This is a genomic window from Streptomyces sp. NPDC008137, from assembly GCF_042957035.1.
Taxonomy (GTDB): Bacteria; Actinomycetota; Actinomycetes; order Streptomycetales; family Streptomycetaceae; genus Streptomyces.
This window is the reverse complement of sequence record NZ_JBIBHN010000028.1, coordinates 1-25978: the sequence shown is the minus strand read 5'-3', so window position 1 is coordinate 25978 and position 25978 is coordinate 1. Positions and strand designations below refer to the sequence as shown.

Annotated in this window: 23 protein-coding genes and 1 pseudogene; 10 read left to right on the top strand and 14 right to left on the bottom strand. The window is 72.8% G+C overall.

Annotated features, from left to right (window positions below; all coding sequences use genetic code 11):
• Positions 1-109: 109 nt before the first annotated feature.
• The 3 genes from ACFZBT_RS32025 to ACFZBT_RS32015 form a co-directional block, all read right to left on the bottom strand.
• Positions 110-295 (bottom strand): hypothetical protein, encoded by a 186-nt coding sequence (locus ACFZBT_RS32025; RefSeq protein WP_382580118.1) that lies wholly within the window; start codon positions 293-295, stop codon positions 110-112.
• Between the two features lie 231 nt (positions 296-526).
• Positions 527-3556 (bottom strand): BTAD domain-containing putative transcriptional regulator, encoded by a 3030-nt coding sequence (locus tag ACFZBT_RS32020; RefSeq protein WP_391110989.1) that lies wholly within the window; start codon positions 3554-3556, stop codon positions 527-529.
• 305 nt (positions 3557-3861) lie between these two features.
• Positions 3862-4044, bottom strand: coding sequence for a hypothetical protein (locus ACFZBT_RS32015; protein WP_391110987.1), 183 nt, complete (start codon positions 4042-4044; stop codon positions 3862-3864).
• A 151-nt stretch (positions 4045-4195) separates the two neighbouring features.
• Here ACFZBT_RS32015 and ACFZBT_RS32010 point away from each other — a divergent pair, with 151 nt between their 5' ends.
• Positions 4196-5125 carry an SMP-30/gluconolactonase/LRE family protein gene (locus ACFZBT_RS32010; protein WP_391110984.1) on the top strand — a complete coding sequence of 310 codons (930 nt, stop codon included), beginning with the start codon at positions 4196-4198 and terminating at the stop codon, positions 5123-5125.
• Here the strand turns inward: ACFZBT_RS32010 and ACFZBT_RS32005 are convergent.
• Positions 5068-6717 (bottom strand): FadD3 family acyl-CoA ligase, encoded by a 1650-nt coding sequence (locus ACFZBT_RS32005; protein ID WP_391110981.1) that lies wholly within the window; start codon positions 6715-6717, stop codon positions 5068-5070. The genes ACFZBT_RS32010 and ACFZBT_RS32005 overlap by 58 nt on opposite strands.
• A gap of 96 nt (positions 6718-6813) precedes the next feature.
• Here ACFZBT_RS32005 and ACFZBT_RS32000 point away from each other — a divergent pair, with 96 nt between their 5' ends.
• Genes ACFZBT_RS32000 through ACFZBT_RS31985 form a run of 4 tightly spaced genes read left to right on the top strand, consistent with a single transcriptional unit; the run spans position 6814 to position 10174 of the window.
• Complete coding sequence (locus tag ACFZBT_RS32000; protein ID WP_391110978.1) at positions 6814-7974, top strand: lipid-transfer protein; 1161 nt, start codon at positions 6814-6816, stop codon at positions 7972-7974.
• Positions 7975-7984: 10 nt separating this feature from the next.
• On the top strand, positions 7985-8398 hold the full coding sequence (locus ACFZBT_RS31995) for an OB-fold domain-containing protein (RefSeq protein WP_391110975.1): 414 nt from the start codon (positions 7985-7987) through the stop codon (positions 8396-8398).
• Entirely contained in the window at positions 8395-9168 is a 774-nt protein-coding gene (locus ACFZBT_RS31990; RefSeq protein WP_391110972.1) for an enoyl-CoA hydratase-related protein, read from the top strand. Before ACFZBT_RS31995 ends, ACFZBT_RS31990 begins: the two co-directional genes overlap by 4 nt.
• A gap of 52 nt (positions 9169-9220) precedes the next feature.
• The gene (locus tag ACFZBT_RS31985; protein ID WP_391111217.1) at positions 9221-10174 is read left to right on the top strand and encodes an alpha/beta fold hydrolase; all 954 of its coding nucleotides are present in this window, start codon (positions 9221-9223) and stop codon (positions 10172-10174) included.
• A gap of 765 nt (positions 10175-10939) precedes the next feature.
• On the opposite strand, the gene ACFZBT_RS31980 is transcribed toward ACFZBT_RS31985, so the two are convergent.
• Positions 10940-13345, bottom strand: a complete 2406-nt coding sequence (locus tag ACFZBT_RS31980) for a PQQ-binding-like beta-propeller repeat protein (RefSeq protein WP_391110969.1) — start codon at positions 13343-13345, stop codon at positions 10940-10942.
• A 192-nt stretch (positions 13346-13537) separates the two neighbouring features.
• Positions 13538-14275, bottom strand: a complete 738-nt coding sequence (locus tag ACFZBT_RS31975; protein WP_391110966.1) for a VOC family protein — start codon at positions 14273-14275, stop codon at positions 13538-13540.
• 122 nt (positions 14276-14397) lie between these two features.
• Between ACFZBT_RS31975 and ACFZBT_RS31970 the strand changes: the two genes are divergently transcribed.
• Positions 14398-15045 (top strand): TetR family transcriptional regulator, encoded by a 648-nt coding sequence (locus tag ACFZBT_RS31970; protein ID WP_229873153.1) that lies wholly within the window; start codon positions 14398-14400, stop codon positions 15043-15045.
• 93 nt (positions 15046-15138) lie between these two features.
• On the opposite strand, the gene ACFZBT_RS31965 is transcribed toward ACFZBT_RS31970, so the two are convergent.
• Together ACFZBT_RS31965 and ACFZBT_RS31960 are read right to left on the bottom strand one after the other, a co-directional pair.
• Complete coding sequence (locus tag ACFZBT_RS31965; protein ID WP_391110963.1) at positions 15139-15609, bottom strand: nitroreductase family deazaflavin-dependent oxidoreductase; 471 nt, start codon at positions 15607-15609, stop codon at positions 15139-15141.
• A complete protein-coding gene (locus tag ACFZBT_RS31960; RefSeq protein WP_391110960.1) occupies positions 15606-16787 on the bottom strand; it encodes an acyl-CoA dehydrogenase family protein in 1182 nt (393 codons plus the stop codon). The genes ACFZBT_RS31965 and ACFZBT_RS31960 overlap by 4 nt, the downstream gene beginning before the upstream one ends.
• Positions 16788-16896: 109 nt before the next feature.
• Between ACFZBT_RS31960 and ACFZBT_RS31955 the strand changes: the two genes are divergently transcribed.
• From ACFZBT_RS31955 to ACFZBT_RS31945, 3 genes are all read left to right on the top strand, one after another.
• On the top strand, positions 16897-18066 hold the full coding sequence (locus tag ACFZBT_RS31955) for an acetyl-CoA acetyltransferase (RefSeq protein WP_391110957.1): 1170 nt from the start codon (positions 16897-16899) through the stop codon (positions 18064-18066).
• Positions 18067-18142: 76 nt separating this feature from the next.
• Positions 18143-18568, top strand: a complete 426-nt coding sequence (locus tag ACFZBT_RS31950) for a pyridoxamine 5'-phosphate oxidase family protein (RefSeq protein ID WP_391110954.1) — start codon at positions 18143-18145, stop codon at positions 18566-18568.
• A gap of 37 nt (positions 18569-18605) precedes the next feature.
• Positions 18606-19277, top strand: coding sequence for a pyridoxal 5'-phosphate synthase (locus tag ACFZBT_RS31945; protein ID WP_391110952.1), 672 nt, complete (start codon positions 18606-18608; stop codon positions 19275-19277).
• A gap of 18 nt (positions 19278-19295) precedes the next feature.
• Here the strand turns inward: ACFZBT_RS31945 and ACFZBT_RS31940 are convergent, their stop codons facing one another.
• Positions 19296-19973, bottom strand: a complete 678-nt coding sequence (locus ACFZBT_RS31940; RefSeq protein ID WP_391110949.1) for a hypothetical protein — start codon at positions 19971-19973, stop codon at positions 19296-19298.
• Between the two features lie 33 nt (positions 19974-20006).
• On the opposite strand from ACFZBT_RS31940, the gene ACFZBT_RS31935 reads away from it, so the two are divergent.
• Positions 20007-21131: a hypothetical protein gene (locus tag ACFZBT_RS31935; RefSeq protein ID WP_391110946.1), complete on the top strand. Its 1125-nt coding sequence runs from the start codon at positions 20007-20009 to the stop codon at positions 21129-21131.
• An 11-nt stretch (positions 21132-21142) separates the two neighbouring features.
• Here the strand turns inward: ACFZBT_RS31935 and ACFZBT_RS31930 are convergent, their stop codons facing one another.
• The 5 genes and pseudogenes from ACFZBT_RS31930 to ACFZBT_RS31910 form a co-directional block, all read right to left on the bottom strand.
• Positions 21143-22000: a GNAT family N-acetyltransferase gene (locus tag ACFZBT_RS31930; protein WP_391110944.1), complete on the bottom strand. Its 858-nt coding sequence runs from the start codon at positions 21998-22000 to the stop codon at positions 21143-21145.
• A 40-nt stretch (positions 22001-22040) separates the two neighbouring features.
• Positions 22041-22661 (bottom strand): GNAT family N-acetyltransferase, encoded by a 621-nt coding sequence (locus ACFZBT_RS31925; RefSeq protein WP_391110941.1) that lies wholly within the window; start codon positions 22659-22661, stop codon positions 22041-22043.
• Positions 22662-22764: 103 nt separating this feature from the next.
• Positions 22765-25128: an FtsX-like permease family protein gene (locus ACFZBT_RS31920; protein WP_391110938.1), complete on the bottom strand. Its 2364-nt coding sequence runs from the start codon at positions 25126-25128 to the stop codon at positions 22765-22767.
• Complete coding sequence (locus tag ACFZBT_RS31915) at positions 25125-25817, bottom strand: ATP-binding cassette domain-containing protein (RefSeq protein ID WP_391110935.1); 693 nt, start codon at positions 25815-25817, stop codon at positions 25125-25127. The genes ACFZBT_RS31920 and ACFZBT_RS31915 overlap by 4 nt, the downstream gene beginning before the upstream one ends.
• Positions 25814-25978 (bottom strand): annotated as a pseudogene (locus ACFZBT_RS31910) (PadR family transcriptional regulator); the annotation flags it as partial. The pseudogene ACFZBT_RS31910 and the gene ACFZBT_RS31915, both read right to left, overlap by 4 nt.

Genomic DNA, 25978 nt, shown 5'->3' with positions numbered 1-25978 from the left:
TGACGGATCGTCAGCTACGCGGAGGGCACCGACAACTGGTTGCGGACATGCATCGGCCGCGACGGCTCCCCCTCCGCGCCGCCGCGGCCGAACCCCGTGTGGGTGTGGCTTACTTCGTCGGCTTGAAGGGCTCCGACGTGGCGTGCAGGTCCTTCGTCTCGAGCGGCTCGTCGGTGGCGTGCAGGTCCTGCTTCTTCACCGCGCCCTCGTCCGTGGCGTGCAGGTCCTCCGTCGACAGCTCGCCGGCCTTCGCGTCCGTCGCGTGCAGGTCCTGTGGCTTGAGCTCGTCGCCCATGATCGTCAACTCTCCTTGGCGTGGGTCGAGTAGTGGGGTGCGCGGGGCCCGCCCGGTCACTCCCCCGAGTCCGACCGGACGGGCCCACCCGGGCCGCTCACCCTAGTCAGCCGGTGTGCGACCCAGTGCTGCGACCCGTCTGCCCCCCGACGCGACGGATCGACTACGTCCAGCTTGGCGTGCGGCGATAAACGAATGATGAACGCGTCGACCGGCCCCCAGGAGCCGTCGTCAGGCCGCCCGCACCGGGGACAGCAGCGCGCGCACCTCGGCGGCCTCGGGCGAGCCGAGTTCCTCGTAGATCCCGGCCGCTTCCTGCCAGCAGACCTGGGCCCTGCCCGTCTGCCCGATGCCGCTGAGCGCGCGGCCGAGGACGGTGAGGACGTTGCCGCGCCGCCACTCCCCGCCGATGCCGCGGAGCACGGTGAGCGCCATCTCGGCGTTCGAGGCGGCCTGCGCGGGACGCCGGGCGGCGAGGTCCAGCTCGGCCAGCCGGAACAGGCTCATGCCCTCCCAGAGGCGCTGCCTGCTGTCGCGGAACACCTCCAGCGCCTCCTGGAGCCGGCCGGCCGCGCCGCCCAGGTCGCCGCTCTGGGTGAGCGCGAGGCCAAGGGCGTAGCGGGCGTTGGCCCCGCGCAGGGAGTTGCCCATGGCGTCGTAGATGGCGAGGCCCTGCTGAGCCAGCGCGACCGCGCTCTGGGTCCGCCCGGTCGCGAGCTGGATCCGGGACAGGTTGCACAGAGCGGCGGCCTCGCCGGGCCGGTCGCCCAGGGCCCGGAAGTGCTCGATGGCCCGGGAGAGGTGTTCCTCGCCGTCCTGGTGCCGGTTCTGGTACAGCGCGATGATGCCCCGCGCGTTGCGGGCCCAGCACACGGGCAGCAGGTCGTCGGCCTCCTGTGCGAGGAGGATGACCCGTTCCGCCTCCTGGTCCGCCCGCTCGAAACGGCCGCTCACGTGGTGGACGGTGACGAGCGTCGTCAGCGCACGGGCCTCCGCCCGCCCGATGCCGTGCATCCGGGCCGCGTCCAGGAGAGCCGTGGCCGTCGCCTCGTACTCCCTGGAGTTGGCGCCCGACTCGGAGAGGTCGTGCGCGGCCCACAGCAGGTCGATCGCCCGGGGGAGCGTCTCCGGCTGCCCCGCGCACTGCCGTACGCAGGCGAGGACGCAGATGGCCTCCGCGTACAGCCAGTCCTGCGCCGCGTGCCGGTTGTCGAACCGCAGCCCCGGACGGGCGGTCGGCTCCAGATGGTCCACGAGCCGGTCACCGGGCCGCTCGATCGCGTACACCCCTGCCGCGGAGGAGAGGTAGAAGTCCAGCAGCCGCGACACCGCCGCCGTGCGCTCGCTCGGCGGCCACTCGTCGCGTTCGGCGCACGCACGCGCGTAGAGCCGTACGAGATCGTGGAAGCGGTAGCGGCCGGGGGCCGCCGACTCCAGCAGGGACGTGTCGACGAGGGACTCCAGCAGGTCCTCCGTGTCCTCCACGGGCAGGTCCAGGACCGCGGCAGCCGCCGGGAGGGACATGTCCGGGCCGTCGGCCAGGCCCAGCAGGCGGAAGGCGCGGGCCTGGGCGGGCTCCAGCTGGCCGTAGCCCAGCTCGAAGGTGGCCTTCACGGCCAGGTCACCGGCCTGGAGTTCGTCCAGGCGGCGGCGTTCGTCGGCGAGCTTCGCCGCGAGGACCGACACCGTCCAGGTACGGCGGGCCGCCAGGCGGGACGCCGCGATGCGGATCGCCAGCGGCAGGAAACCGCAGGCCGCGACCACGTCCAGGGCGGCCTTCCGCTCGGACGCCACCCGCTCCTCGCCGACGATCTTCGTGAACAGCGCCAGCGCCTCGTCCGGGGACATCACGTCCAGGTCGATGAGGTGGGCGCCCGCCAGGTCCACCATCCGCACCCGCGAGGTGACCAGCGCGGCGCAACCGTCCGTGCCGGGCAGCAGGGGGCGGACCTGGGCGGCGTCGCGGGCGTTGTCCAGCAGCACCAGGACACGGCGGCCGGCCAGCACCGAGCGGTAGAGCGCGGCCCGCTCCTCCAGGGAGTCGGGGATCGCCGAGTCGGCCGTGCCGAGCGCGCGCAGGAACGAACCGAGGACCGTCTCCGGCTCCGCCGAGCGGGCGCCCGCGCCCTGGAGGTCGACGTACAGCTGCCCGTCCGGGAACGCCGCGCGCGCCTGGTGGGCCACGTGCACGGCGAGGGTCGTCTTGCCCACGCCGCCGATCCCGGCCAGGGCCGAGACCGCCATGACACGGCCCTCGGCGGCGGTCAGGATGTCGCCCAGCTCGCGGACGAAGCCGGAGCGTCCGGTGAAGTCGGGCACCGTCGCCGGCAACTGGGCCGGGCGCACCGGGACGGAGGCGGGCTCGGCGGCCGGGGAGGAGGGCTCGGCGAGGCTCGGGTCGGCCTGGAGGATGCGCTGCTGCAGCTCGCTCAGGCCGGGGCGCGGGTCCACGCCCAGTTCGTCGGCGAGCAGGCGCCGCGTGTCGGCGTACACCGCGAGGGCCTCCGCCTGACGGCCGCTGCGGTACAGCGCCAGCATCAGCAGCTCGCGGAGCCGCTCGCGCAGGGGATGGTCGGCGGTGAGGGCCGTGAGCTCCGAGACGGCCTCCGCGTGGCAGCCCTGCTCCAGGTCCATGTCCAGGCGGGACTCGATGAGCTGGAGCCGCCACTCCTCCAGACGGACGCGCTGCGCCTCGGCGTACGGACCCGGTACGCCGGCCAGGGTCTCCCCGTCCCACAGGTCCAGGGCGCGCCGCAGGGTGTCGCGGGCGTGGCAGAGGTCGCCCGCCGATCTGGCCTTCTCCGCCTCGGTCGCGAGGTCCTGGGCGACGGCCAGGTCGAGGGCGCCCTCGGCGAGGCCGCGTACCGCGTAGCCGCCGGACTCGCTGACCAGGACGCCCGGGTCCAGCACCTTGCGCAGCCGGGAGGCGTACGTCCGCAGCGCCGCCAGGGCCTGCGAGGGCGGTTCCTCGCCCCACAGGGCGTCGATCAGCTCCGCCGCGGTGGCCGTACGGCCCTCGCGCAGCAACAGGGCTGCGAGCAGGGCGCGTTGCTGGGGGGAGCCGGTGGTGATCGGCTCGTCGCCGCGCGAGGCGCGCACCGGTCCGAGCACGCTGAAGCGCAGCGTCGTCGAGGTCACCGGTTCCGCCGACTCCGGTGACTTCGGTGACTTCGGTGACTTCGGTGACTTCGGTGATTTCGACGAGGCATCGGGACGCCGCTGCTCCGGTACGCGCGGCACACCGTCCGGTACACCGTCCATGCAGTCCCCCTAGACATCCTGAGCAACCACGCCAGTCTGCCTTGTGTACGGGGATACGTCAGCTGTGGGGGACACCGATCACAGCCCGACGCACGGGAGTCCACAAGGTCCGCACACTCTCTCCGCACGTGAAGGAGCAGGGGCCGTTTCTGAAGGGGAGTTGGAGCCTTTGGGCGCGCCGGCCAAGCGCCGTGCCCAGGTCAGGAACGGGCAGGAGTGCCCAGATGCTCCAGTTGGCGTTCTCGTCGTCCGGCCCGGTGTCCTGGAGCAGGCAGCGCGCTCTTCGGAGCTGATCGCGGGCCTGCTCACTCCTGCTCCGTGAAGTGGCGCTCGAACTCTCCACGCTCAGCCTCAGCCGCCGCGCGTTCCTCTCCGGTGACGGGGCCGTACTCCTCCTCCAGCCAAGCCACCAGCTCACCGAGCCCGCCCTGTTCAGCCTCACGATCCAGCTCCCCAGGCGGCGTGATGGTGCACTTCCTCGTTGCCATACCGCAATCATGTCCGCCCTGGGCATCTCCGTCCTGGCGGAGATCCGCGCCGCTTCAGCCGTCGGGTGTCAGTACGGACATGGACCGCCGCCGCGCGCGATAGTGGGTCCGGCAGATCAGCCCCAGCCCGCTCAACCCCGAAGGCGGCCGCATGCCCGGCGAGCAACCCCACCTCTACGAGACCCTCGACGAGCGGTTCCGGACAGGCCGGTGTCAGGCCGGGGACTCGCGGCTGGAGGTGTTGTACGAGGGGTGCCGGTGGGCCGAGGGGCCCGTGTACGTGCCCGCCGGGCGGTATCTGCTGTGGAGCGACATTCCCAACGACCGGCTGCTGCGGTGGGACGAGACCACCGGGGCCGTCGGCGTCTTCCGCTCCCCGGCCGGGTATCCGAACGGCAACACGCTGGACGGGCAGGGCCGGCTCATCACCTGTGAGCAGGGCAATCGGCGGGTGACCCGGACCGAGCACGACGGGTCGGTCACCGTGATCGCCGAGCGGTTCCGGGGGCAGCGGCTCAACAGCCCGAACGACGCGGTGGTGAAGTCCGACGGGTCGGTGTGGTTCTCCGACCCCGAGTTCGGGATCTCGTCCGACTACGAGGGCCATCGGGGCGAGAGCGAGATCGGCGCCCGGAACGTCTACCGCGTCGATCCGGGCAGCGGGGAGGTGCGGCTGGTGGCCGACGGGTTCCAGGGGCCCAACGGGCTCGTGTTCGGCCCCGGCGAGCGGCGGCTGTACGTGTCGGACAGCCTCGCCAACCACATCCGCGTCTTCGACGTCCAGGACGAGGGGACCGGCCTGACCGGCGGCGAGGTCTTCGCCGAGTGCGCCAACGGCAGCTTCGACAACATCCGGTTCGACGACGCGGGGCGGCTCTGGGCCGGTGCCATGCACGGGGGCGTGCACTGCTACGACCCCGACGGCACCCTCCTCGGCCGCGTCCTGGTACCCGGCACCGTCGCCAACATCCGCTTCGGCGGCGCCCGGCGGAACCGGATGTTCATCGCCGCCGACACCACCCTCTACTCCCTCGTCATGTCCGTGACCGGGACCCCGGCCCTGCCGCCGGCCGGCCCCTGAGCCCGCAGCACCCCCTTCACCACCTTCCCGCTCGCGTTCCTCGGCAGTTCCGCCACGAACTCCACCGACCGCGGGACCTTGTAGTTCGCCATCTCCCGGCGTGACCAGGCGATCAGGTCGTCGGCCGTGACCAACGCCCCCGGGCGCCTGACGACATACGCCTTGCCGACCTCCCCGAGCCGGGCGTCCGGTACGCCGATCACGGCCACGTCCGCCACGTCCGGGTGGAGGCCCAGGAGCTGCTCTATCTCGGCGGGGTAGGCGTTGAAGCCGCCGACGATGAACATGTCCTTGAGGCGGTCGGTGATGCGCAGGTTGCCCTCGACGTCCAGGACGCCGATGTCGCCCGTGCGCAGCCAGCCGTCCTCGGACACGACCTCGGCGGTGGCGGACGCGTCCTCGTAGTAGCCGGTCATGACGTTGAAGCCGCGGACCAGGACCTCGCCCGGGACATCGGGTCCCAGCGACCCGCCCCCGGGGTCCACGACCCGTACCTCCGTGCCGGGGATGGCCCGGCCCGACGTCGAGGCGATCACCGTCGGGTCGTCGCCGCGCCGGCACATCGTGACGACGCCGCCCGCCTCGGAGAGGCCGTACGCGGTCAGGACCGTGCCGATGCCGAGTTCGGCGCGCAGGCGCTCGACCAGCCGCAGCGGGACCACCGCCGCCCCGGTCACCACCAGGCGCAGGGCGGAGAGGTCGTGCGCGTCGCGTGCCGGGTGGTCCAGGAGGGACTGGAGGAGGGTCGGCGGGCCGGGGAGCACGGAGACGCGTTCCGCGGCGATGTTGGCCAGGACCGTGTTCACGCCGAACACCGGCTGGGGGATCATCGTCGCGCCCCGCATCAGGCAGGCGATGACCCCGGCCTTGTAGCCGAAGGTGTGGAAGAAGGGGTTGACGATGAGGTACCGGTCGCCCTCGGCCAGGCCGGCCAGCTCGCTCCAGATGTCGTACGCCCGCAGCGTCTGGGCGTGGGTGATGACCGCGCCCTTGGGGCGGCCCGTCGTGCCCGAGGTGAAGATGATGTCGGAGGAGTCCGTCCCCTGGACCGACTCCGCCCTCGCGCGCACCTCCGCCGACCCCACCCCCTCCCCGCTCGCCAGGAAGTCCTTCCAGGTGAGGAAGGAGGCCGGGGCGTCCTCGGCGAACACGACCACGCGCTCCAGGGCCGGCAGGCCGGGCAGCGGGCCGGTGCCCGGGCCCTCCCCCGCCGCTCGCCGCAGCGACGCCACGTACGACGTGCCGAGGAACGTGCCCGTCACGAACAGCAGCCGTGCCCCGCCGCGCCGCAGGACGTCCGCCGCCTCGGCGCCCTTGAAGCGGGTGTTGAGCGGCACGAGGACCGCGCCCGCCGAGACGGCGCCCAGGGCGCTCAGGATCCAGTCGAGGGTGTTCGGCGCCCAGACGCCGACCCGGTCACCGGGCCGCACGCCGTTCGCCAGGCAGGCCGCGGCCGCGCGCTCCACGCGGGCGCCCAGCTCGGCGTAGGTGATCCGGGTGCGGCCCTCGACGACCGCCTCGGTGTCCGCGTACCGCTCGGCCGCAGTCCTGACCAGGTCCGGAACGCTTCCCCATGCCGTATCCGCTCGCACCGCACGCCTCCCGAGGACATAGGAGCTGACTACCCGTCAGATTATCGGTAATCTGACGCTCTGTCAGCGACGGCTCGGCCCGGAGGTGCGCGCAGCATGGCAGCAGGATCGGGTGGCCTCAAGGACGCCACCGCCATCGTCGGGATCGGCCAGACCCCCTTCGCCAAGCGACTCCCCGAGGACGAACGCACCCTGGCCTGCCGGGCCGTGCTGGCCGCCCTCGACGACGCCGGGATCGCCCCCGGCGAGGTCGACGCCCTCGCCTCCTACACCATGGAGGAGACGGACGAGGTCGAGCTGGCCAAGGCCTGCGGCTTCGGGGACCTCACCTTCTTCAGCAAGGTCGGGTTCGGAGGCGGCGGTTCGTGCGCGACCGTCGCCCATCTCGCCGCCGCGATCGCGGCCGGGCAGGCGAGCGTCGGGGTCGCCTGGCGGTCGCGCAAGCGGGGCAGCGGGCCCCGGCCGTGGACCAACACCACCGTCCAGCTGCCGACCCCGGCCCAGTGGACCCGGCCGTACGGGCTGCTCAGGCCCGTCGACGAGATCGCCATGCTCGCCCGGCGCTACCTGCACGAGTACGGGGCCACCCGCGACCATCTGTTCAACGTCGCCCTGGCCTGCCGCAACCGCGCCAACCAGAACCCCGACGCGATCATGTACGACCGCCCCCTCACCCGCGAGATGTACATGACGTCCCGCTGGGTCAGCGAGCCGCTCTGCCTCTTCGACAACTGCCTGGAGACGGACGGGGCGCTGGCCTGTGTGGTCGTCTCCGCCGAGCGGGCCCGGGACTGCCGCCGCGAACCCGTCTACGTCCACTCCGTCGCCCAGTCGCTCCCCGCCCAGCACCACGGCATGGTCAACTACTGGAACGACGACCCCCTCACCGGCCCCGCCTGGAGCGCCGCCCGGCATCTGTGGAAGCACTCCGACCTGGCCCCCGAGGACGTGGACGTCGCCCAGATCTACGACGCCTTCACGCCCCTGGTGCTGCTCTCCCTGGAGGGCTACGGCTTCTGCGGGCGCGGCGAGGGCGGGGCGTTCACCGAGGGCGGCGCGCTGGAGACCGGCGGGCCGCTGCCCGTGAACACCGGCGGGGGCGGTCTGTCCGAGGCCTATGTGCACGGCTTCAACCTCATCAACGAAGGGGTGAAGCAGCTGCGCGGGACCAGTACCGCTCAGGTGCCGGGGGCCTCCACCTGTCTGGTCACCGCGGGTGAAGGGGTGCCGACCTCCGCCCTTCTGCTGAGGAGTTGAGAAGCCACCGATGCTGCGTCCTGTCACCGACCCCGACGGCGCCCCCTTCTGGGAGTACGCCGCCCGGGGCGAGCTGCGCGTCCAGGCCTGCGCCGGCTGCGGCGAACTCCGCTTCCCGCCCCGGCCGTGCTGCCCGCACTGCCAGTCCTTCGCGTCCGAGTGGCGCCCGGTCTCGGGCGGCGGCCGGATCTGGTCGTACGTCGTTCCGCATCCGCCGCTGCTGCCCGGCTACGCGGAGCTGGCGCCGTACAACGTGGTCGTCGTCGAGCTGGACGAGGCGCCGCGCGTCCGGCTCGTCGGCAATCTGGTCGCGGAGCCCGGCGCGGCGATCGACTCCGTGCCCGCCGGGCGGCTCCGTATCGGTGCCCGGGTGCGGGTCGTCTTCGACGACGGCCTGCCGCGGTGGGTCCTGGAGCGGTCATGAGCAGTGTGCTCGTCAGCGCGGACAAGGACAGCGGGGTCGCCGTCGTCACCCTGAACCGGCCCGGCCGGCTCAACGCGATCGACCTGGAGATGGCGGACCGACTCGCCGACGTCTGGCGGGAGTTGCGGTTCGACGACACCGTACGGGCCGTGGTGCTCACGGGGGCCGGGGAGCGCGCGTTCTGCACCGGCATCGACCGGGACGCCGTGGTGCCGCAGCCGAACTCGCCGTTCGCGCAGGACGATCCGCTGCTCGGGATCGGACCGAAGGCGAACGACCTGTGGAAGCCGGTCGTCGCCGCCGTACGCGGGATGGCCTGCGGGGGCGCCTTCTACCTGCTCGGCGAGGCGGAGTTCATCGTCGCCGACACCACCGCCTCCTTCTTCGACCCGCACACCGCCTACGGCATGGTCAGCGCCTACGAGTCCGTCCTCATGGCGCAGCGCATGCCGTACGGGGAGGTCGCGCGGATGGTGCTGACAGGGACGGCGGAGCGGATCTCGGCACGGCGGGCGTACGAGGTCGGGCTGGTGTCCGAACTCGCCCCGGAAGGCGGGGCACCGGCGGCGGCGATCGCGTGTGCGGCCGTGATCGCCGGGCATCCGACGGAGGCCGTGCAGGGCACGGTGCGGGCGTTGTGGGCGGCGAGCGCGGCGGGGCGGGAGCAGGGGTTCGCGCAGGCGCCGCATCTCATCGCGCTCGGGAACGCGACGGGTGAGCGGCAGGCCCGGCTGTTCGCCGGGCGGGGGCGTGCGCACCGGTTGCGGTAGTAAAAGTCGTTTACTCATACACGCGTATGCTCGACCCGTGGTTGAGCATCGGATGATCGACGTGAACGGCATACAACTGCACATCGCGGAGCAGGGCGAGGGCCCGCTCGTGGTGCTGCTGCACGGTTTCCCGGAGTCCTGGCACTCCTGGCGGCACCAGTTCGGTCCGCTGGCCGAGGCCGGTTTCCGGGTGGTCGCGCCCGACCAGCGCGGTTACGGCGGCAGTGACCGGCCCGAGGACGTGTCCGCGTACAGCATCTTCCACCTGGTGGGCGATGTGGTCGGGCTGATCCACGCGCTGGGCGAGGAGCGGGCGTTCGTCGTCGGGCACGACTGGGGGGCGCCGGTGGCCTGGCACACCGCGCTGCTGCGGCCCGACGTGGTGCGCGGGGTGGCGGGGCTGAGCGTGCCGCCGCCCTTCCGTGGTGCGCAGCCGCCGCTCAAGACCATGCGGGAGCGGTTCGGCGGGCACTTCTACTGGAACTACTTCGAGGAGCCCGGCGTCGCGGACGCCGAGTTCGCCGCCGACACCCGCACCGCCCTGCGCAAGCTGCTGTACTCCGCCTCCGGTGACGCGCCGGACGCCGGCCGTCCCGAGCAGGCCCTGGTCGAGGACCTGGGGCGCGGCTGGCTCGCGGACGCCCCGAACCCCGAGGTGCTGCCCGACTGGCTCACCGAGCAGGACCTCGACACCCTCACCGAGAGCTTCGAGCCGGGCTTCACGGGCGCCCTGAACTGGTACCGCAACCTGGACGTCAACTGGGAGCTGACGGCCCCGTGGCAGGGCGCGGTCGTGTCCCCGCCCGCGCTGTACGTGTACGGCGACCGCGACCTGGTCCCGGCCTTCCCGGGCACGCCCGAACTGATCGAGGCCCTGCCCCGGTTGATGCCCAATCTGCGGCGCGAGCCGGTCGTGCTGCCGGGCTGCGGCCACTGGACGCAGCAGGAGCGGCCCGCCGAGGTGAACAAGGTACTGATCGACTTCCTGACGGAACTGCGGGGCTGAGAGCCCGGGGCGCGGGTCAGGCGGCCGGCCTCGTCGTGGCCGACCGCCGGGCCCGAACAGCCGGAGCCAGGGCCCGGACCGCCGGGGCGACCGCCACCTCCGGAGCCGGGGCCCGAACCGCCAGGGCAAACGCCACCTCCGGACCGCGGCATCCCGACCGCCGGGGCAAACGCCACCTCCGGAGCCAAGGCCCGGACCGCCAGGGCAACCGCCACCTCCGGAGCCAGGACCCGGACCGCCAGGGCTCCACGTCCGGACCGCGGCATCCCGACCGCCGGGGCAACCGCCACCTCCGAACCGCACTGCCCGAACCGCCAGGGCGACCGCCACCTCCGGAGCCAGGGCCCGAACCGCCGGGGCTCCACCTCCGAACCGCGGCATCCCGACCGCCGGGGCAACCGCCACCTCCGGAGCCAGGGCCCGGACCGCCGGGGCAAACGCCACCTCCGGACCGCGGCACCCCGACCGCCAGGGCAACCGCCACCTCCGGAGCCAGGGCCCGGACCGCCAGGGCGACCGCCACCTCCGGACCGCGGCATCCCGACCGCCGGGGCGACCGCCGGCGCCCGGACCGCACGGCCCGGACCAGCGGGCCCGGACCGTCCGTCACGGGCGGCCACCGCGTGGCGACCGTTGCGCACCCGGCGTAACGTCTTGGGTGAGAGCGGTGATCGGGCCGCCTTCCCGAAGCGAACCGCTCCCCGTAGCGACGGCCGCCGTCTGGAACCCTTCCGTGCGCCGGTACGACGGCCGTCCCGGGCGTGTTCACGCGGTGCGTGCCGTGCCCGTGCCCTTCTCCGCGTCCAGCGCGTACACACAGCGGTCCTTGCTGCACGCGTACACCACCCCGTCCCGCACGACCGGTGAGCCGGTGATCTCGCCGCCGGTGGCGAGCTTCCAGCGCAGCCGGCCGTCGTCGGTCTTGAGGGTGTAGAGGAGATGGTCGGTGGAGCCGAAGTGGATGCGGCCCTCGGCCACCGAGGGGGCGCCCACGATGTCGCCGCCCGCCTGGAAGCGCCACTTGGGCGTGCCGGTGACCGCGTCGAGGGTGTAGAGGCCCTTGCCGCTGCCCACATGGACATGGCCGGCGGCGACCAGGACGGGCTCCACGGAGGCGCGGGACTCGGTGGCGATGCGCCAGCGGTCGCGGCCGTCGGTGGCGTCGAGGGCGTAGACCGTGCCGAGGTAGTCGGCGAGGTAGACGCCGCCGCCGGTGACGGCCGGGCCGGGGACGAAGGTGGGCGGGGAGAGGAAGGCCGCCGGGGCCTCGAAGTGCCACTTCACATGTCCGGCTGCCGCGTCGAGGGCCAGGACACGGGTGCCGGCGCAGACGTACACGTAGCCGTCGGCCGCCGGGGTGACCCTGACCGGGACTCCGCCGCAGGAGGCCGCGTCGCCGATCGGGTACGACCAGCGCTCGTCGCCGGTGCGGGCGTCCAGGGCGCGCAGCCGGGCGTCCTGCCACACGTAGACCGTGCCGTCGTGCAGGGCGGGTCCGGCCTCGGGGGACTCGAAGTCGGTCTGGCAGCCGGTGATCTCCCAGAGCTTCTGTCCGGCCGAGGCCTCCCAGCCCTGGACGCCGCCGCCCCGGGTGCCGGTGACGACGGTGCCGCGGCCGGCCTGGAGCGCGTAGACCCAGGCGTCCGTCTGCAGGCGCCACAGGTCGGCGCCCTCGCGGGCGTCCAGGGCGAACAGCGTGGGCCCGTCGGAGGCGTGGATGCGGCCGTCGGCGACCGCCATGGACCAGGCGACGTCGCGGGTCTTGAAGCGGCGGCGGCCGGTGCCGACGTCCAGGGCGTGCACCTCGAAGGAGGTGACGTAGACGAGGTCGCCGTCGACGGCGGGGGTGCCCCAGACGTCGTTGGACATGCGGAAGCGCCAGGGCCGCCAGCCGCTCGCCTCGGGCGGCGCGACGGGGGCCGGGGGCGCTGCGACGGCGGGGCCCACGGCGGGGTCGGTGCCGTTGACGCCGGGGCGGGGCTTGGACCAGGAGGCGGTGAGGGCGGCCTCCGGAGGGGGTGCCTTGACGGCGGCGGCACGGACGTCGGCGACGCGCGGGCCGGGGCCGATGGGCACCTGGGCGCCGGCCAGCCGGACGGGGCCGGTGTCGGGGCCGCCGCCCGCGGGAGCCGCCACGGACGCGGCCACGGAGGCGGGCGCCGGGACGACGGGGTCGTGCGAGGGCGGGGGCGGGATGGGCGCGGGACCGGGGGCCGGGACCGGGGCGGGGCGGCCGCCGCCGCTGCGGCCGGCGGGGGCGGGCTTGCCGGCCGGGCGGCCGTTGCGGCGGGACTCGATCAGGCCCACGGCCCGCTCGGGCAGCCACGCGGAGGCGGTGCCGCTGTCGTCGGAGCCGGAGCCGAAGAGGTGGGGGGCCAGCTGGGCCTGGAGGTCGGCCGGGTTGGGGCGGCCCGTCGCCTCCATCTGCATACAGGACTCGATGAGCGGACGCAGCTCGTCCGGGAGTCCCTCCAGGTCCGGGCCCTCGCGCAGCAGCATGAAGACCGTCTCGACCGGGTTGGCGCCGTGGAAGGGCGGGTGTCCGGTGGCGGCGAAGACCAGCATGGAGCCGAGGGAGAAGACGTCGGAGGCGCCGGTGACGCTGCGGGAGTCCTTGGCCTGCTCGGGGGACATGTAGGCGGGCGTGCCGACGGCGACGTTCGTCATAGTCAAACGTGTGTTCGATACGCCAGAGGCGATACCGAAGTCGATCACCCGGGGGCCGTCCTCGACGACGAGGACGTTGGAGGGCTTGAGGTCACGGTGGACGAGCCCGGCGCCGTGGATGGACTGGAGCGCCTCGGCCACGCCCGCCGCGAGCCAGCGCACCGCCTGGGCCGGGAGCGGCCCGCAGTCGTTCACTATCTCCTCGAGGGAGGGCGCGGGGACGTAGGCGGTGGCCAGCCAGGGCACGGCGGCGCGCGGGTCGGCGTCCACGACCGCGGCCGTGTAGAAGCCGGAGACGGCGCGGGCCGCCTCCACCTCACGCGTGAAGCGGACCCGGAACAGCTGGTCCTCGGCCAGCTCCGTGCGGACGGTCTTGATCGCCACACGCCGGCCCGACGCCGAACGCGCGAGATAGACCAGCCCCATGCCGCCGGCACCCAGCCGTCCCAGCACCTCGAACGGCCCGATCCGCCGCGGATCGTGCTGCGTCAGCTGATCCACCACTCTGCCTGCCACCTCCCCGTACGAGCCGCGCCAAGCCACATGTTCCACGCGACCCCGTGCAGCGTCTCACCACCGCACCGCCATGGCGGCACGCACCCCGATTCTTCCTGGCCAAAGCCGTGGTGGCGAACCCGGCGACGAATGGGGTGTCTCCCTGCATACAGGGGCAAAAGATGACCATAGGGCGCCTGGTCAGGCGCCTGTTCGGCGGCGCAGCAGCGCGAAGGACGCCCCCTGATCGTCCGTGACGACGGCGACCGTGCCGTACGAGGTCTCGAACGGCGGGACCTGGACGCGCCCGCCGAGCCGGGTGACGTCCTCCAGCGCGGCGGTCACGTCCTCGACGGCGAAGTGGACGAGGAAGTGGGGCGGCATCTCGGCCGGGAAACGGTCGGAGACGGGGGCGCGGCCGAAGTCGGGCTCGGCGTCCGGCCCGAACAGGGCCTCCTGGAAGAGAGCGCCGTAGAAGTCGTTGGCCGCCTCGGTGTCCCGCGTGTACAGCTCGGCCCAGGCGAAGGTGCCCGGCTCGTGCCGCGCGCCGAAGCCGGGGTGCTCGTCCGGCTGCCACAGGGCGAAGACGGCCCCCTCAGGGTCGGTGACCAGGGCGGTGACGCCCAGGTCACCGGCCGGCACCGGCGCCGACACGATCTGCCCGCCCGCGTCCCGGATGCGCCGGGCCAGGGCCGGGGCATCCGGGGTCGCGAAGTACACGGTCCAGACGGTGGGCAGCCGGCCGTCCACCTTGCGGACCAGGGCGGCCACGGGTTCGCCGTCCTTCAGCGCCTCGGTGAAGGAGCCGAACCACTCGTCCTCGAAGGTCCACCCGAAAAGCTCACCGTAGAACCGCTTGCCCGCCTCGACGTCGCGAAGCTGCGCGTCCACCCAGCAGGGGACGCCCTCTGCGTACACCGATGCCCTGTTTTCGGCCATGCCGCCAACGTAACCGCGACGGCCGCAGCCCGCAGACCAGGCACACCAGCCTCCGCGCTCCCTCACACCCCATTTGCAGTCGGCCGAATCGCGCCTCGATCCCGCCTCGGTAAGCTGACGTCATGACAGGACAAGTGCGTACCGTCGACGGCCGTGTGGCCGGCCGGCGTGGGCAGGCGACCCGGCAGAAGCTGCTCGACTGCCTCAGCGAGATGCTCAGCTCCTCCCCGTACCGGGATGTCAAAGTCATCGATGTCGCCCGGAAGGCGGGCACTTCGCCCGCGACCTTCTACCAGTACTTCCCGGACGTCGAGGGCGCCGTCCTGGAGATCGCCGAGCAAATGGCGACCGAGGGCGCCGCGTTGACCGAACTCCTGGAGGGCCGCTCCTGGGCCGGCAAGGCCGGCTGGCAGACGGCGCAGGAACTCGTCGACGGGTTCCTGGAGTTCTGGCGCAAGAACGACGCGATCCTCCGGGTCGTCGATCTCGGCGCCGCCGAGGGCGACAAGCGCTTCTACAAGCTCCGGATGAAGATCCTCAACTCGGTGAACAACTCCCTCGCGGACGCCGTCGCCGAGCTCCAGGCCAAGGGCCGGGTCGACAAGGACGTCAACCCGGCGGCCGTCGCGGGCTCGCTGGTCGCGATGCTCGCGGCCGTGGCCTCGCACCAGAAGGGTTTCACCTCCTGGGGCGTGAAGCAGGCCGAACTGAAGCCGAACCTGGCGCTGTTGGTGCACCTGGGTGTCACCGGCAGAAAGCCGACGAAGTAGCCGCCCCAGGCGGCCCTCTTTCCTTCTTCCCTTTCGCGAGTCCTGTCTTGCGGGCGGTGGTCCACTCTCGTGGGCCGCCGCCTGTCGCGCTTTCTAACGCCGCACGATCCGGAACAGCCGGATCTCCCGGTCCACCCGCGCCTGGTACGCCGCGTACGGCGGCCAGAACGCCAGCACCGCGTTCCAGGCGGCCGTCCGCTCCTCGCCCTCCAGCAGCCGGGCCGTGACCGGGATGTCCTCGCCCTTCCAGCTGATCTCGGCGTCGGGAAGGGCGAGCAGGTTGTGGCTCCAGGCGGGATGGCCGGGCCGCCCGAAGTTGGACCCGACGAGGATCCAGCCGCGCCCGTCCCGCTCCGGCATACAGGCCAGCGGCGTACGACGGGGCAGCCCGCTCCTCGCCCCGGTCGAGGTCAGCACCACCCCCGGGAGCAGTCGCGCGCTGAGCAGCACCTTCCCCCGGGTGGCCCGGTGGACGAGCCGGTCCAGAGCGGGTACGACGTACGGCGCCACCCGGGCGAAGCCCCTGGTCGACGACACCTTCTGCACCACGCGCACGCCCCTCATCGGCCGGCCTCCTCGAAGACATGCGCCGCGTCGGCGGCCCGCGCCCGCAGCCGGTGCACCGGCCCGAACAGCAGCTCGTCGCCCGCGGCGCGCTTGAAGTACAGCTGCGTGTCGTGCTCCCAGGTGAAGCCGATGCCGCCGTGCAGCTGGATCCCCTCGGCGGCGGCCCCGCGCAGGGCTTCGAGCGCCTGGGCGAGGGCCAGGCCACCGGCGGTCTCCTCGTGGGTGGCGGCCCAGGCCGCGTAGTACGCCGCCGAGCGGGCCGCCTGCACCTGGACGTACGCGTCGGCCAGCCGGTGCTTGACCGCCTGGAAGGAGCCGACCGGCCGCCCGAACTGCTCGCGCTGCCCGACGTACTCCACGGTCCGCTCCAGCACCCGGTCGGCGGCCCCCACGGCCTCGGCGGCGAGACAGACGGCGGCGGTGTCGCCGAGCCGGGCGAGGGCGGCGGGGACGTCGTCGCCCTCACTCCCCAGCAACTCGGCTTCCACATCACGGAGTTGAACGCGCGCCTGCGGGCGGGTCGCGTCCAGCGCGGTCTGCCGTGTGCGGGTGAGACCGTCGGCGTCCGCCCGTACGAGGAAGAGCAGGACGCGGGAACGGGCGAACCCCCCGGTGTGCGCGGCGACCAGGAGCAGCCCCGCGCTGTGCCCGTCGAGGACCTGCCCGGCCTCCCCGTACAGCCGCCAGCCGCCGTCCGCCCGCCGGGCCTGCACTCCCCCGGCGCGTCCGCCGCCGGCCCACGTCCCGTGCGGGTCGTGGCCGGTGAGCGCGAGGGCGGTGGTGAGGACGCGCCCCGGTACGGCGAGGGCCGCGGTGAGGGCGCCGGAGGCGATGCGCGGGAGGAGGCCGGCCCGCTGGGCGTCGGTGCCGAGGGCGAGGAGCAGCGGGGCCGCGAGGACGGCCGTGGCGAGCAGGGGCGAGGGGGCGAGGACCCGGCCTGTCTCCTCGCAGGCGAGTGCCAGCTCGGTGACCGAGCAGCCGACCCCGCCGTAAGCCTCGGGGAGGGCCAGCCCGGGGAGGCCGAGCTGCTCGGCGAGGGCGGTCCACAGGGCCGGGTCGTGTCCGGCCGGGGTGTCGAGCGCGGCCCGCAGTTCCACGGGTCCGCACCGCTTGCGGAGGAGTTCGCGCAGGGTGCGGCGGATCTCGTCCTGTTCGGGGGTGAAGCGGGCGTCCATGAGGGAACCACCTCCGCATCTGACGGTGCGTCATATTAGGGCGCTGGAGCGGGGATGCCCAGAGCCCCGGCGCTCCCCCGCGCGGATTATCTGATGTACCGTCAGATTCATGGTTGCCCGGAGGAAAGTGGCCGTCGTCGGCGTGGCCCTCTCGGACTGCGGCCGCGTGGACGACGCGACCCCGTACGCCCTGCACGCCCAGGCGGCCCGCCGCGCCCTGGCCGACGCGGGCCTGGACCGCTCGCTGGTCGACGGCTTCGCCTCGGCGGGCCTGGGCACACTGGCCCCCGTCGAGGTCGCCGAGTACCTGGGGCTGCGGCCGACCTGGGTCGACTCCACCTCCGTCGGCGGCTCCACCTGGGAGGTCATGGCGGCCCACGCGGCCGACGCGATTGCGGCCGGGCACGCGCGCGTGGTGCTGCTCGCCTACGGCTCGACGGCCCGCGCGGATGTGAGGGCGGGCCGCCGCACCGGGACGCTGTCCTTCGGCACCCGCGGCCCCCTGCAGTTCGAGGCCCCCTACGGCCACACCCTGATCGCCAAGTACGCCATGGCGGCCCGCCGCCACATGATCGAGTACGGCACGACGATCGAGCAGCTCGCGGAGGTGGCGGTTCAGGCCCGGGCCAACGCGGCACTGAACCCGGAGGCGATGTTCCGCACCCCGGTCACGGTGGACGAGGTCGCTTCCGGCCCGATGATCGCGGACCCCTTCACCAAGCTGCACTGCTGCCTCCGTTCCGACGGCGGGGCGGCGGTGCTGCTGGCGGCGGAGGAGTACGTACGGGACTGCCGTACGGCGCCGGTGTGGGTGCTGGGGAGCGGGGAGTCCGTGTCGCACTCCGCGATGTCCGAGTGGCCGGACTTCACGGTGTCCCCGGCGGCGGTGAGCGGACGGCTGGCCTTCGAACGCGCGGGCGTACGTCCGTCGGAGATCGACTTCGCCGAGATCTACGACGCGTTCACCTACATGACCCTGGTGACCCTGGAGGACCTCGGCTTCTGCGCCAAGGGCGAGGGCGGGGCGTTCGTGGAGAAGGGTCGGCTGCGGGTCGAGCGCGGCGAGCTGCCGGTGAACACCGACGGGGGCGGTCTTTCGGCCCAGCACCCCGGGATGCGGGGTCTGTTCCTGCTGGTGGAGGCGGTACGGCAGCTACGGGGCGAGTGCGGCGACCGCCAGGTCCGGCGCCCCGACGGCTCCCTGCCACGGCTGACGGTGGCGTCGGGGACGGGGGGCTGGTTCTGCTCGTCGGGGACGGTTGTGCTGGGGACGGGGTGAGGGAAGGGAACACGTGCGCCGGGGCCGGTGTTGGGTTCGTCATAAGGATCTGAGCGAGCCGCTGGAGGAGACCGGAATGGCCCTGACCCGCGAAGAGCGCGAACAGTTCCTGGCCGAGCCGCATGTCGCCGCGCTCGCGGTCGACGCGGGGGCGGGCCGCGCCCCGCTCACGGTGCCGATCTGGTACCAGTACGAGCCCGGCGGCGACATCTGGATCATGACCGGCCTCGATTCCCGCAAGAACGAGCTGATCGGCGCGGCGGGCCGGTTCTCGCTGATGGTGGACCGGCTCGAACCCACGATCCGGTACGTGTCGGTCGAGGGCCCGGTCGTCGACACGGCCCCCGCGACCCTCGACCTGCTCCGGGAACTCTCGGCCCGCTACCTCCCGGCCGACAAGGTCGACGGCTACGTCGACTTCGCCTGGAAGAACCACGGGGAACAGCTGGTGCTGCGGATGCGGCCGGAGCGGTGGGTGTCGTCGGACCTCGGACAGGTATGACGACACCCACGAGCACCCCCGGGTGACAATCAAGCCCATGGCACCCGATCTTCACGAGCTGCTGAGGTCACTTCGCGTCTGGGACCCGCAGTCCACGCACCTGCCCCCCTTCGACCCGACGGCCGCCCCCGCGACCCCGCTGCCGCTCTTCACCGAGTGGTTCGCGGCGGCGGTGGCGGCCGGGCAGAGCGAGCCGCACACCATGTCCCTGGCGACCTCGGACGAGTCGGGCCTGCCCGACGTACGGATCGTCATGCTGCACGGCGCGGACGAGACCGGCTGGTCCTTCGCGTCCCACGCCGGCAGCCGCAAGGGCCGGCACCTCGCCGCCCGCCCCTACGCCGCCCTCGGCTTCTACTGGCCCGTGCTGGGCCGCCAGGTCCGGGTCCGCGGCCCGGTGACGGCCGCCCCCTCCACCGACGCCCAGGGCGACCTGCACGCCCGCTCGACGGGCGCCCTGGCCGCCGCGCTGACCGGCCGCCAGAGCGAGATCCTGGGCTCGGTGGAGGAGCTGGCCCGGGCATCCGAGACGGCCTGGGAACGGGCCCGGACCGAGCCGGAGGCTCCCGTACCGTCCTGGACGCTGTACCGGCTGCGGGCCGAGGAGGTCGAGTTCTTCCAGGGGGACGAGCGGCGGCGGCACGTACGGCTGCGCTACCGGCGCGGGGAGGAGCAGGAGGAGTGGGTGCGGGAGCTGCTCTGGCCGTGAGGGCGGCCGGGTTCTCCGTCAGACCGTGCCCAGGGCGGAGAACAGGAAGTAGACGGAGAACGCCATGGCCGTCACGAACAGTGTGACGCCCGTCCAGATGTACCGGTCGAGGAGACGCAGCCGCCGGTCGCGGAACTCGCGGAAGCCCCTCTCGTCGCTCACGGTGGCGAGGGTGGGCACCAGTGCCAGGATGAACGCCACGCTGGCGAGCAGGAAGAGGATCATGGGCAGCACGCTCAGCCGACCGCTGAGGGAACCCGAGATCCCCTTGATTCCCACGTAGTTGAGCACGGCCGTGTAGACGGGGATGGCGCCACTGCTGGTGGCCAGCATGGTCCGGCAGAAGTCGAGTGCCGTCGTACGTGACCCCTTCTGCCACTCGGCCCGTTCGCCACCGCCGTCCTGAGCCACCGCTTCCCCCGCGGCCGCCGGCTCGGGGAGTGCGACGGCCCCGGTGGCACCCGCCGAAGGGTCGACAGGACCCAAGTAGGTCTCGTTCTCGCGGAGTTCCAGCTCGACGACGATCGGCCCACCCGTCGTCGGGCAGGTCAGGCCGGCGCCGGCCGCGGCACCTCCGAAGGTGAGAACGGCACGTCGGCCGAAGCCCAGCGCGAACCGGTGCCGCTCGGCGCAGTGGGGGCACCGCTCCACGGTGTACTGCTGAACGCGGGAGATGGGAATCGTCGGATCTGACACCCTTTCATGCTATCTGCTGGGTAACGTATTTCGATGGAAGAAATTCTGTTCTCCGGCGCCGGACCGGGCCGACAGGAGCCGGGTCAGCGCGACTTGATCCAGCCGGACGAGACCCGTGCCCGGGCCGTGGCCCGGCCGCCGGAAGTCGAGATCCTGGAAGCGGCGTTCGCGCAACTGACCAGCACCCCGGAGGGGCGGGAACTGTACGGCGACCCGCACCGGGGCGCCACCCTGGAACAGAACTGGCGCACTTTCGGTCTGTTCTCCGGCATGCATCCGGTCTGCCTTCTCGCGACCGGGCGACCCGAGGTGCCGACCTCCGCGATCGACCGCGTGATCGCCTTCTCCCCGACCGCTCTGGTCGACCTCCTGGCCAGGGGCCTCATCACAGGGAACGTCAAGGGGACGGCCGTCCAGGTGTACGACGGCCGCTCCGGACACTGCGTCAACCTGCTGGCCGCCGACGACGATTCAGTCCTCTTCCACGACCCCTGGCCGGGTCGCTCCCTGCTGTGCCGCGAGCACAACGCCGCGGGCGTGGACGCGGTGGAGCACGGGAACGGCTGGATCATCTCCAGGGCCGATCTCGCCAAGGTCGTCTTCTCGGCCTTCCTGTGGCCGTCGGAGTGGGGCGACCTCTCCGGGGAGCCCACCCTCGTGCCGTACGCGGACCTGCGGGGCGGCGACTTCTTCGGCTTCTTCCACGTGGAGGAGACGGCGGGCGGCCGTACGGCCGAGGCGGACAGGACGACGGTGCGCCTCAAGACCGGCGGCTTTCAGGAACACGTGGACCTCACGCTCGACCTGGACCCGCGTGAGCGGGTGAGACGTGCGGAGTTGTGGCTGCGCAGGGAGTGGATGGCGGACCTCAACCCGTTCGCGAGGGACATCGCCAAGAGCTTCGTGGGCGGTTTCGTCACCGAGCGCGGTGGCGAGCGGGCCGCCCCGATCGTCGAGCTGCTCTGGAATCTGGGCGGACTCGACGAGGCCACCGCCGATCGCGTACTCAGGGACGACGCCCCAAAGTACGCGATCGTACGGGCCTACCTCGGACTCCAGGAGCGGGCTTTCGCCGTACTGGCGACCGAGACGCTGGACGCCGAGAACACCGACCGGGAGGGCGCCGCCTGGTTCAAGCTGACGCTCACCTTCTGGTGAGACCCGTGGCGCTATCCGAAGTCGTACACCGCGAAGTCCGCCACGGGCCGGTAGCCGATGCGCTGGTACAGGCCGTTGCTGGTCGGGTTCGCCAGGTCGGTGAAGAGCAGCACCTCCTGCGCCCCGGAGACGAGGGCGGTGCGGCTGATCTCGGCCGTGGCCGCGCCCGCGTACCCGCGGCCGCGGAGGTGGGGCGGGGTGTAGACGGAGGCGACGCGGATCTGGCCGGCGATCCGCGGGGTCACGCCGGCCATGGCGACGGGCGTGCCGTCCGGGGTCTCCCAGAAGGTGACGCCGCCCTGTTCGATACGGGTATCCGCCCACTCGTCGGCCTCGTGGACGGTGCCCATGCCGATCGCGGCGCTGAACTCCGTGTGCCAGCGGACGAGCAGGGCGCGGTCCGCCTCGACGGCGATCCGGGGGCCGCCGGGCGGTGCGGGGCCGGGCGCGGTCAGGGCGCCGAGCCGGTAGAGCCGCTGGCGCTGGCGGAGCGTGGCCGTGGCGCCGGTGTGCCGCTGCCAGGCCTCGGTGAAGGCGGCGGCGGTGTCGCGGTCGGCGTTCACTCCGGGCGGCCGCTGCCCGAGGGCGGCCAGCCGCGCCGCGAGGGTGTCGGCTTCCTCGGGGGTGAGGGCGGTGAGGTTCAGCCAGTGGGGCGGAGTGCGGAAGAACGACGCCCGGACGGCGCCGTCCCGCTCCAGTACACCGAACTCCGGCAGCCCGGCGCCGTAGACGTGCGCTCCGCGGGTGCGCAGCGTCTCCGTGACGGTCAACGGGACGGTGTGCAGGGCAGGTTGGGAGCGGAGGAACGACCCCGCGCGAGCCAGGAAGTCGTCGAGGTCCTGGGTGAAGTACCAGTCGTCGGTGCGCATGCCCCATGGTGCCGCCCGCGCCCCCTCCGGCACCTCCGAATTACGCCCGGGCCCCTCGGCCCGCGTCCGCCTCCGGTTCCGGATCCGTCGCCAGCCGCGCGTGCAGATGGGCGTCCCGGAACGCGTCGTGCCGGTCCTCCTGGAAGATCGCCCCGCGCAGGGTTCCCTCGTACGCGAAACCGCATCTCCCGGCTATCCGGCAGGACACGTCGTGGCCGACCGCGTGGTCCAGCTCCAGCCGGTGCAGGCCGAGTTCGGCGAAGGCCCAGCGGGTGGCGAGCAGCAGGGCCCGGGTGGCGACGCCCCGGCCGCGGGCCTCGGGGAGCACCCAGTAGCCGACGCGGGCGGTCTTCAGGTGGTACTTGATCTCGTTGACGCCGATGTGCCCGAGGGCCGTGTCGCTGCGCGCGTCCGCGACCCGGAACGACATCGACGTGCCCTCCGCCGCGCTGTGCGCCCGCGCGAGCAGCGACTCCCGGGCGGTCGTAAGGTCCGTGACCGGCCTCACCGGGGTGTTCCAGCGCCGGAACTCCGGGTCCCGCAGGCCGCACAGCCATGTCTCGACGTCGGCACCGGACGTGGCGTCCCAGGGGCGGAGACGGAGGCCGTGGCCGTGGAGTTCGGGGAGAGCAGCCGAGGACTGGTCGCGTATGGGGGCCATGGGGGTATTCAAGCCGGTGGGGCGGAAGGGGTCACCTCTCTTTGTGATGCCGAAGTGGGCTCCTCCTGGCTGGAGGAGCCCACTTCGGGGGACGGGTGAGGGACTATTCCGTGCGCAGGCCCTCCGGGCGCATCATCCGCAGCAGCGGCGGCAGGCTGAGCAGCGTGACCACGCCGACCACGGCCGCGCCCACGCCGGTCATGGTCAGGACGCTCTCCCAGTCCATGGCCACCGGTGTATCGGTCATCTTCAGCAGCACCGAGCCGAGAGTGACACCCACCGTCGTGGCCAGTAGGAGGCCGAGTCCGACCGGGAGGGCCGTCTGCCACAGCACCGACAGACTCAGGGTGCGGCGCCGGGTGCCGAAGGCGACCAGCGCGGAGAGCAGCTTCCTGCGCTCGCGCAGCTGCTCCAGCTGGGAGACCAGCAGACTCGCGCCGATCAGTGCCAGCACGAAGACGGAGCCGACGAACAGGCCGGTGCGGATGGAGGCGTACTTGGTGTCCTCCTCGGTCGCCACCCAGGTGTAGGTGCTTGCCAGGGGGTCGATCCGGGCGGCGACGTTGCGTATGTACTCCCGTGAGTCCGGCACCGACGGGTCCAGACGCAGGTAGACCCCGTCCGAGGCCAACGCGGGCGCGGCCTCGGCGGGCAGGGCCGCGGGGGTGACCAGCACGCTGTGGGACTCCACCAGTGAGTCCTTGCGCGCGTCCACCACCCGCACGTTCGCCGGAACGGTCCAGGGCGCCTCCATGCCGCGATCGGTCGTCGCTTCGCCGTACGACGGGTCGAGGTAGAGCGTCCGTCCGGGCTTGAACAGGGCGATTTCGTCCGCGTTGCCGGGGTCTTCGTAGTGGCTCCTCGTCCGCGTGACGAACACGTCGCCGTCCTTGCAGGAGGGCAGCGTGGCGAGTTCGCGCAGGGCGGTGCAGTTGCCCACGGTCATGCCGCCGCTGTGCTCCGGGTCGCGACGGGTCTGCCCGTACTCCAGGTCGGCCAGGGACACCGCGGCCCGTACCCCCTTGGTGCCGGTGAACTCGCGCTCGACACCGGACAGCGGCTCGCGGTCGCTGAACTCGACCTGGATCCCGACCCGGCCGGGGTCCTGGCCGGTGGCCTTGGTGTACTGGCTCTCCGTTCCCGTGAACAGCATCTGCAGGGCGATGGCTCCGGCCACGGCGACGGCGATGCCGTTGACCATGCGTGCGGCGGTTCCGCTGCTCAGCTGCAGCCGTCGTACCGCGAGCTGCCAGGACAGCGCGCCCTTGCCGAGGCGGACGACGACCGCCTCCACGGCCCAGGGGAGCAGCGCGGTGATGCCGATCAGCAGCAGCAGCACGCCGCCGATGACGTAGTACTGGTTGAAGTCGCCGTTCTCACGCCCCTTGCCGATCATCGGGTAGAGCATCGCGAGGCCGGCCAGCGGCGGCAGCAGCCGCCACCACAGCCGGCGGCGGCGCTGCTTGGCCGCGCGCACGACGCCGAGCGGTTCCACCACCACGCCGCGCATCGCGAGCAGCGTGACGAGTACGGCGGCGACCGGGACCGCCACCGCGACCAGAGCGGCGAGCGCGGGGGAGGGATCGAGGTAACCGGGCCAGACGCTCACGCCCAGCAGCTCGGTGGAGCCCAGCGTCTGACGGCCGAGGAGGAAGAAGCCGGTGCCGACGACCAGGCCGAGCAGGGCTCCGGCGAGTGCTTCGCCCGCCGCGATCCGCCGGGTCATGTGGCTGTCGGAGCCGACCAGGCGCAGCGCGGCCAGCCGGCGGTCGCGGCGCTCGCCGCCGAAGCGGACGGCGGCGGCGATGAACACGGCGACCGGGGTCAGCAGCACCACGAAGACGACCAGGATCATGAGCAGCAGCACCGGGTCGGTCTTCTCGGGTGCCACGTCCGCGTCCGGTCTGCCGTATCCGGTCAGCCGGTGCACGGGGGAGAACTCCATGACCTTCAGCCCCGAGGCGCCCGCGTAGTAGGCCAGTTCGTGGGAGCCGATGAGTCCGCTCTCGCCGATCGTGCCGGTGATCCTGTAGGGCAGCCGCTCCCGCAGCAGCTCGGCGCCGTCCGAGGCGAGCAGGTCCTTGAGCGCGGGGGAGACGACCATCTCGCCGTCGCCGGGGAAGCTGTCGACTCCTGGGGGCAGCGGCGCCCGCTCGCCCTCGGGCTCGACGAGCCGCCCGCGGATGTCGTCGTCGTGCCAGGTGGTGTCGGTGCCGGCGATCAGGAAGGTGTTGTCGGCCTTCGGCGGGGCCTTGTCGGAGTACACGAACGTGTGGTCGTAGCGGGCGTCCTCCACCTTGCCGCGGGCGGCGAACACGTTGGGCAGGGCGGTGCACAGCAGGAGCAGTGCCACGCCGAGGCCGACGCCTACGGCGGTGAGCGTCATCCGGACCCAGCCCTCGCGTCCGCCGGTGAGGGCGAAGCGGGCCCCCATGGCCAGGTCGGTGCCCCACTGGCGAGGACTCATACGGCGCGCTCCATGGCGCGGGACCTGCCGTCGCGGACGACGATCTCGCGGTCGGAGTAGGCGGCCACGCGTGTCTCGTGGGTGACGAGGACGACGGCGGCGTTGGTCGAGCGGGCCGCTTCGGTCAGCAGTTCCATCACGCGTTCGCCGTTGAAGGAGTCGAGCGCGCCGGTGGGCTCGTCGGCGAACAGCAGGCGCGGTCCGGTGACCAGCGCGCGGGCCACGGCGACGCGCTGGCCCTGGCCGCCGGAGACCTCGCCGGGGCGCTTGGTCTTGAGGTCGTCGACCTCCAGGCGCTCCATCCAGCCGAGCGCGGTCCGCTCGGCGTCCTTGCGGGAGGTGCCGTTCAGCCGCAGCGGCAGGGCGACGTTCTCCACGCAGGTCAGCTCGGGCACCAGCTGGCCGAACTGGAACACGAACCCGAACTCGGAGCGGCGGAGCGCACTGCGCTGGGCGTCGCTCATCGTCGTCAGTTCACGCCCGTTGTAGGTGATCGACCCGGAGTCGGGCAGCACGATCCCGGCGAGGCAGTGCAGCAGCGTGGACTTGCCGGACCCGGAGGGGCCCATGACGGCGACGACCTCGCCGGGGTGGATGGAGAACCCGGCGCCGTCGAGCGCGGTGGTCGGGCCGTACGCCTTGCGCAGGTCGTGCGCGGTGAGCAGGGCACCGGGGGGAGAAGTCGTCATCGGGTCAGAGCCTCACGGAGTTTTTCGAGTCGGGCGGCGGTCAGTTCCAGCCAGCGCAGGTCGGCTTCCAGGTGGAACAGGGCGTGGTCGCAGATGAGCTGGTCGGCCAGGTCGCCCTTGCGCTTGCGGTCGGTGAGGATCCGCATGCCGCGCAGGTGCTC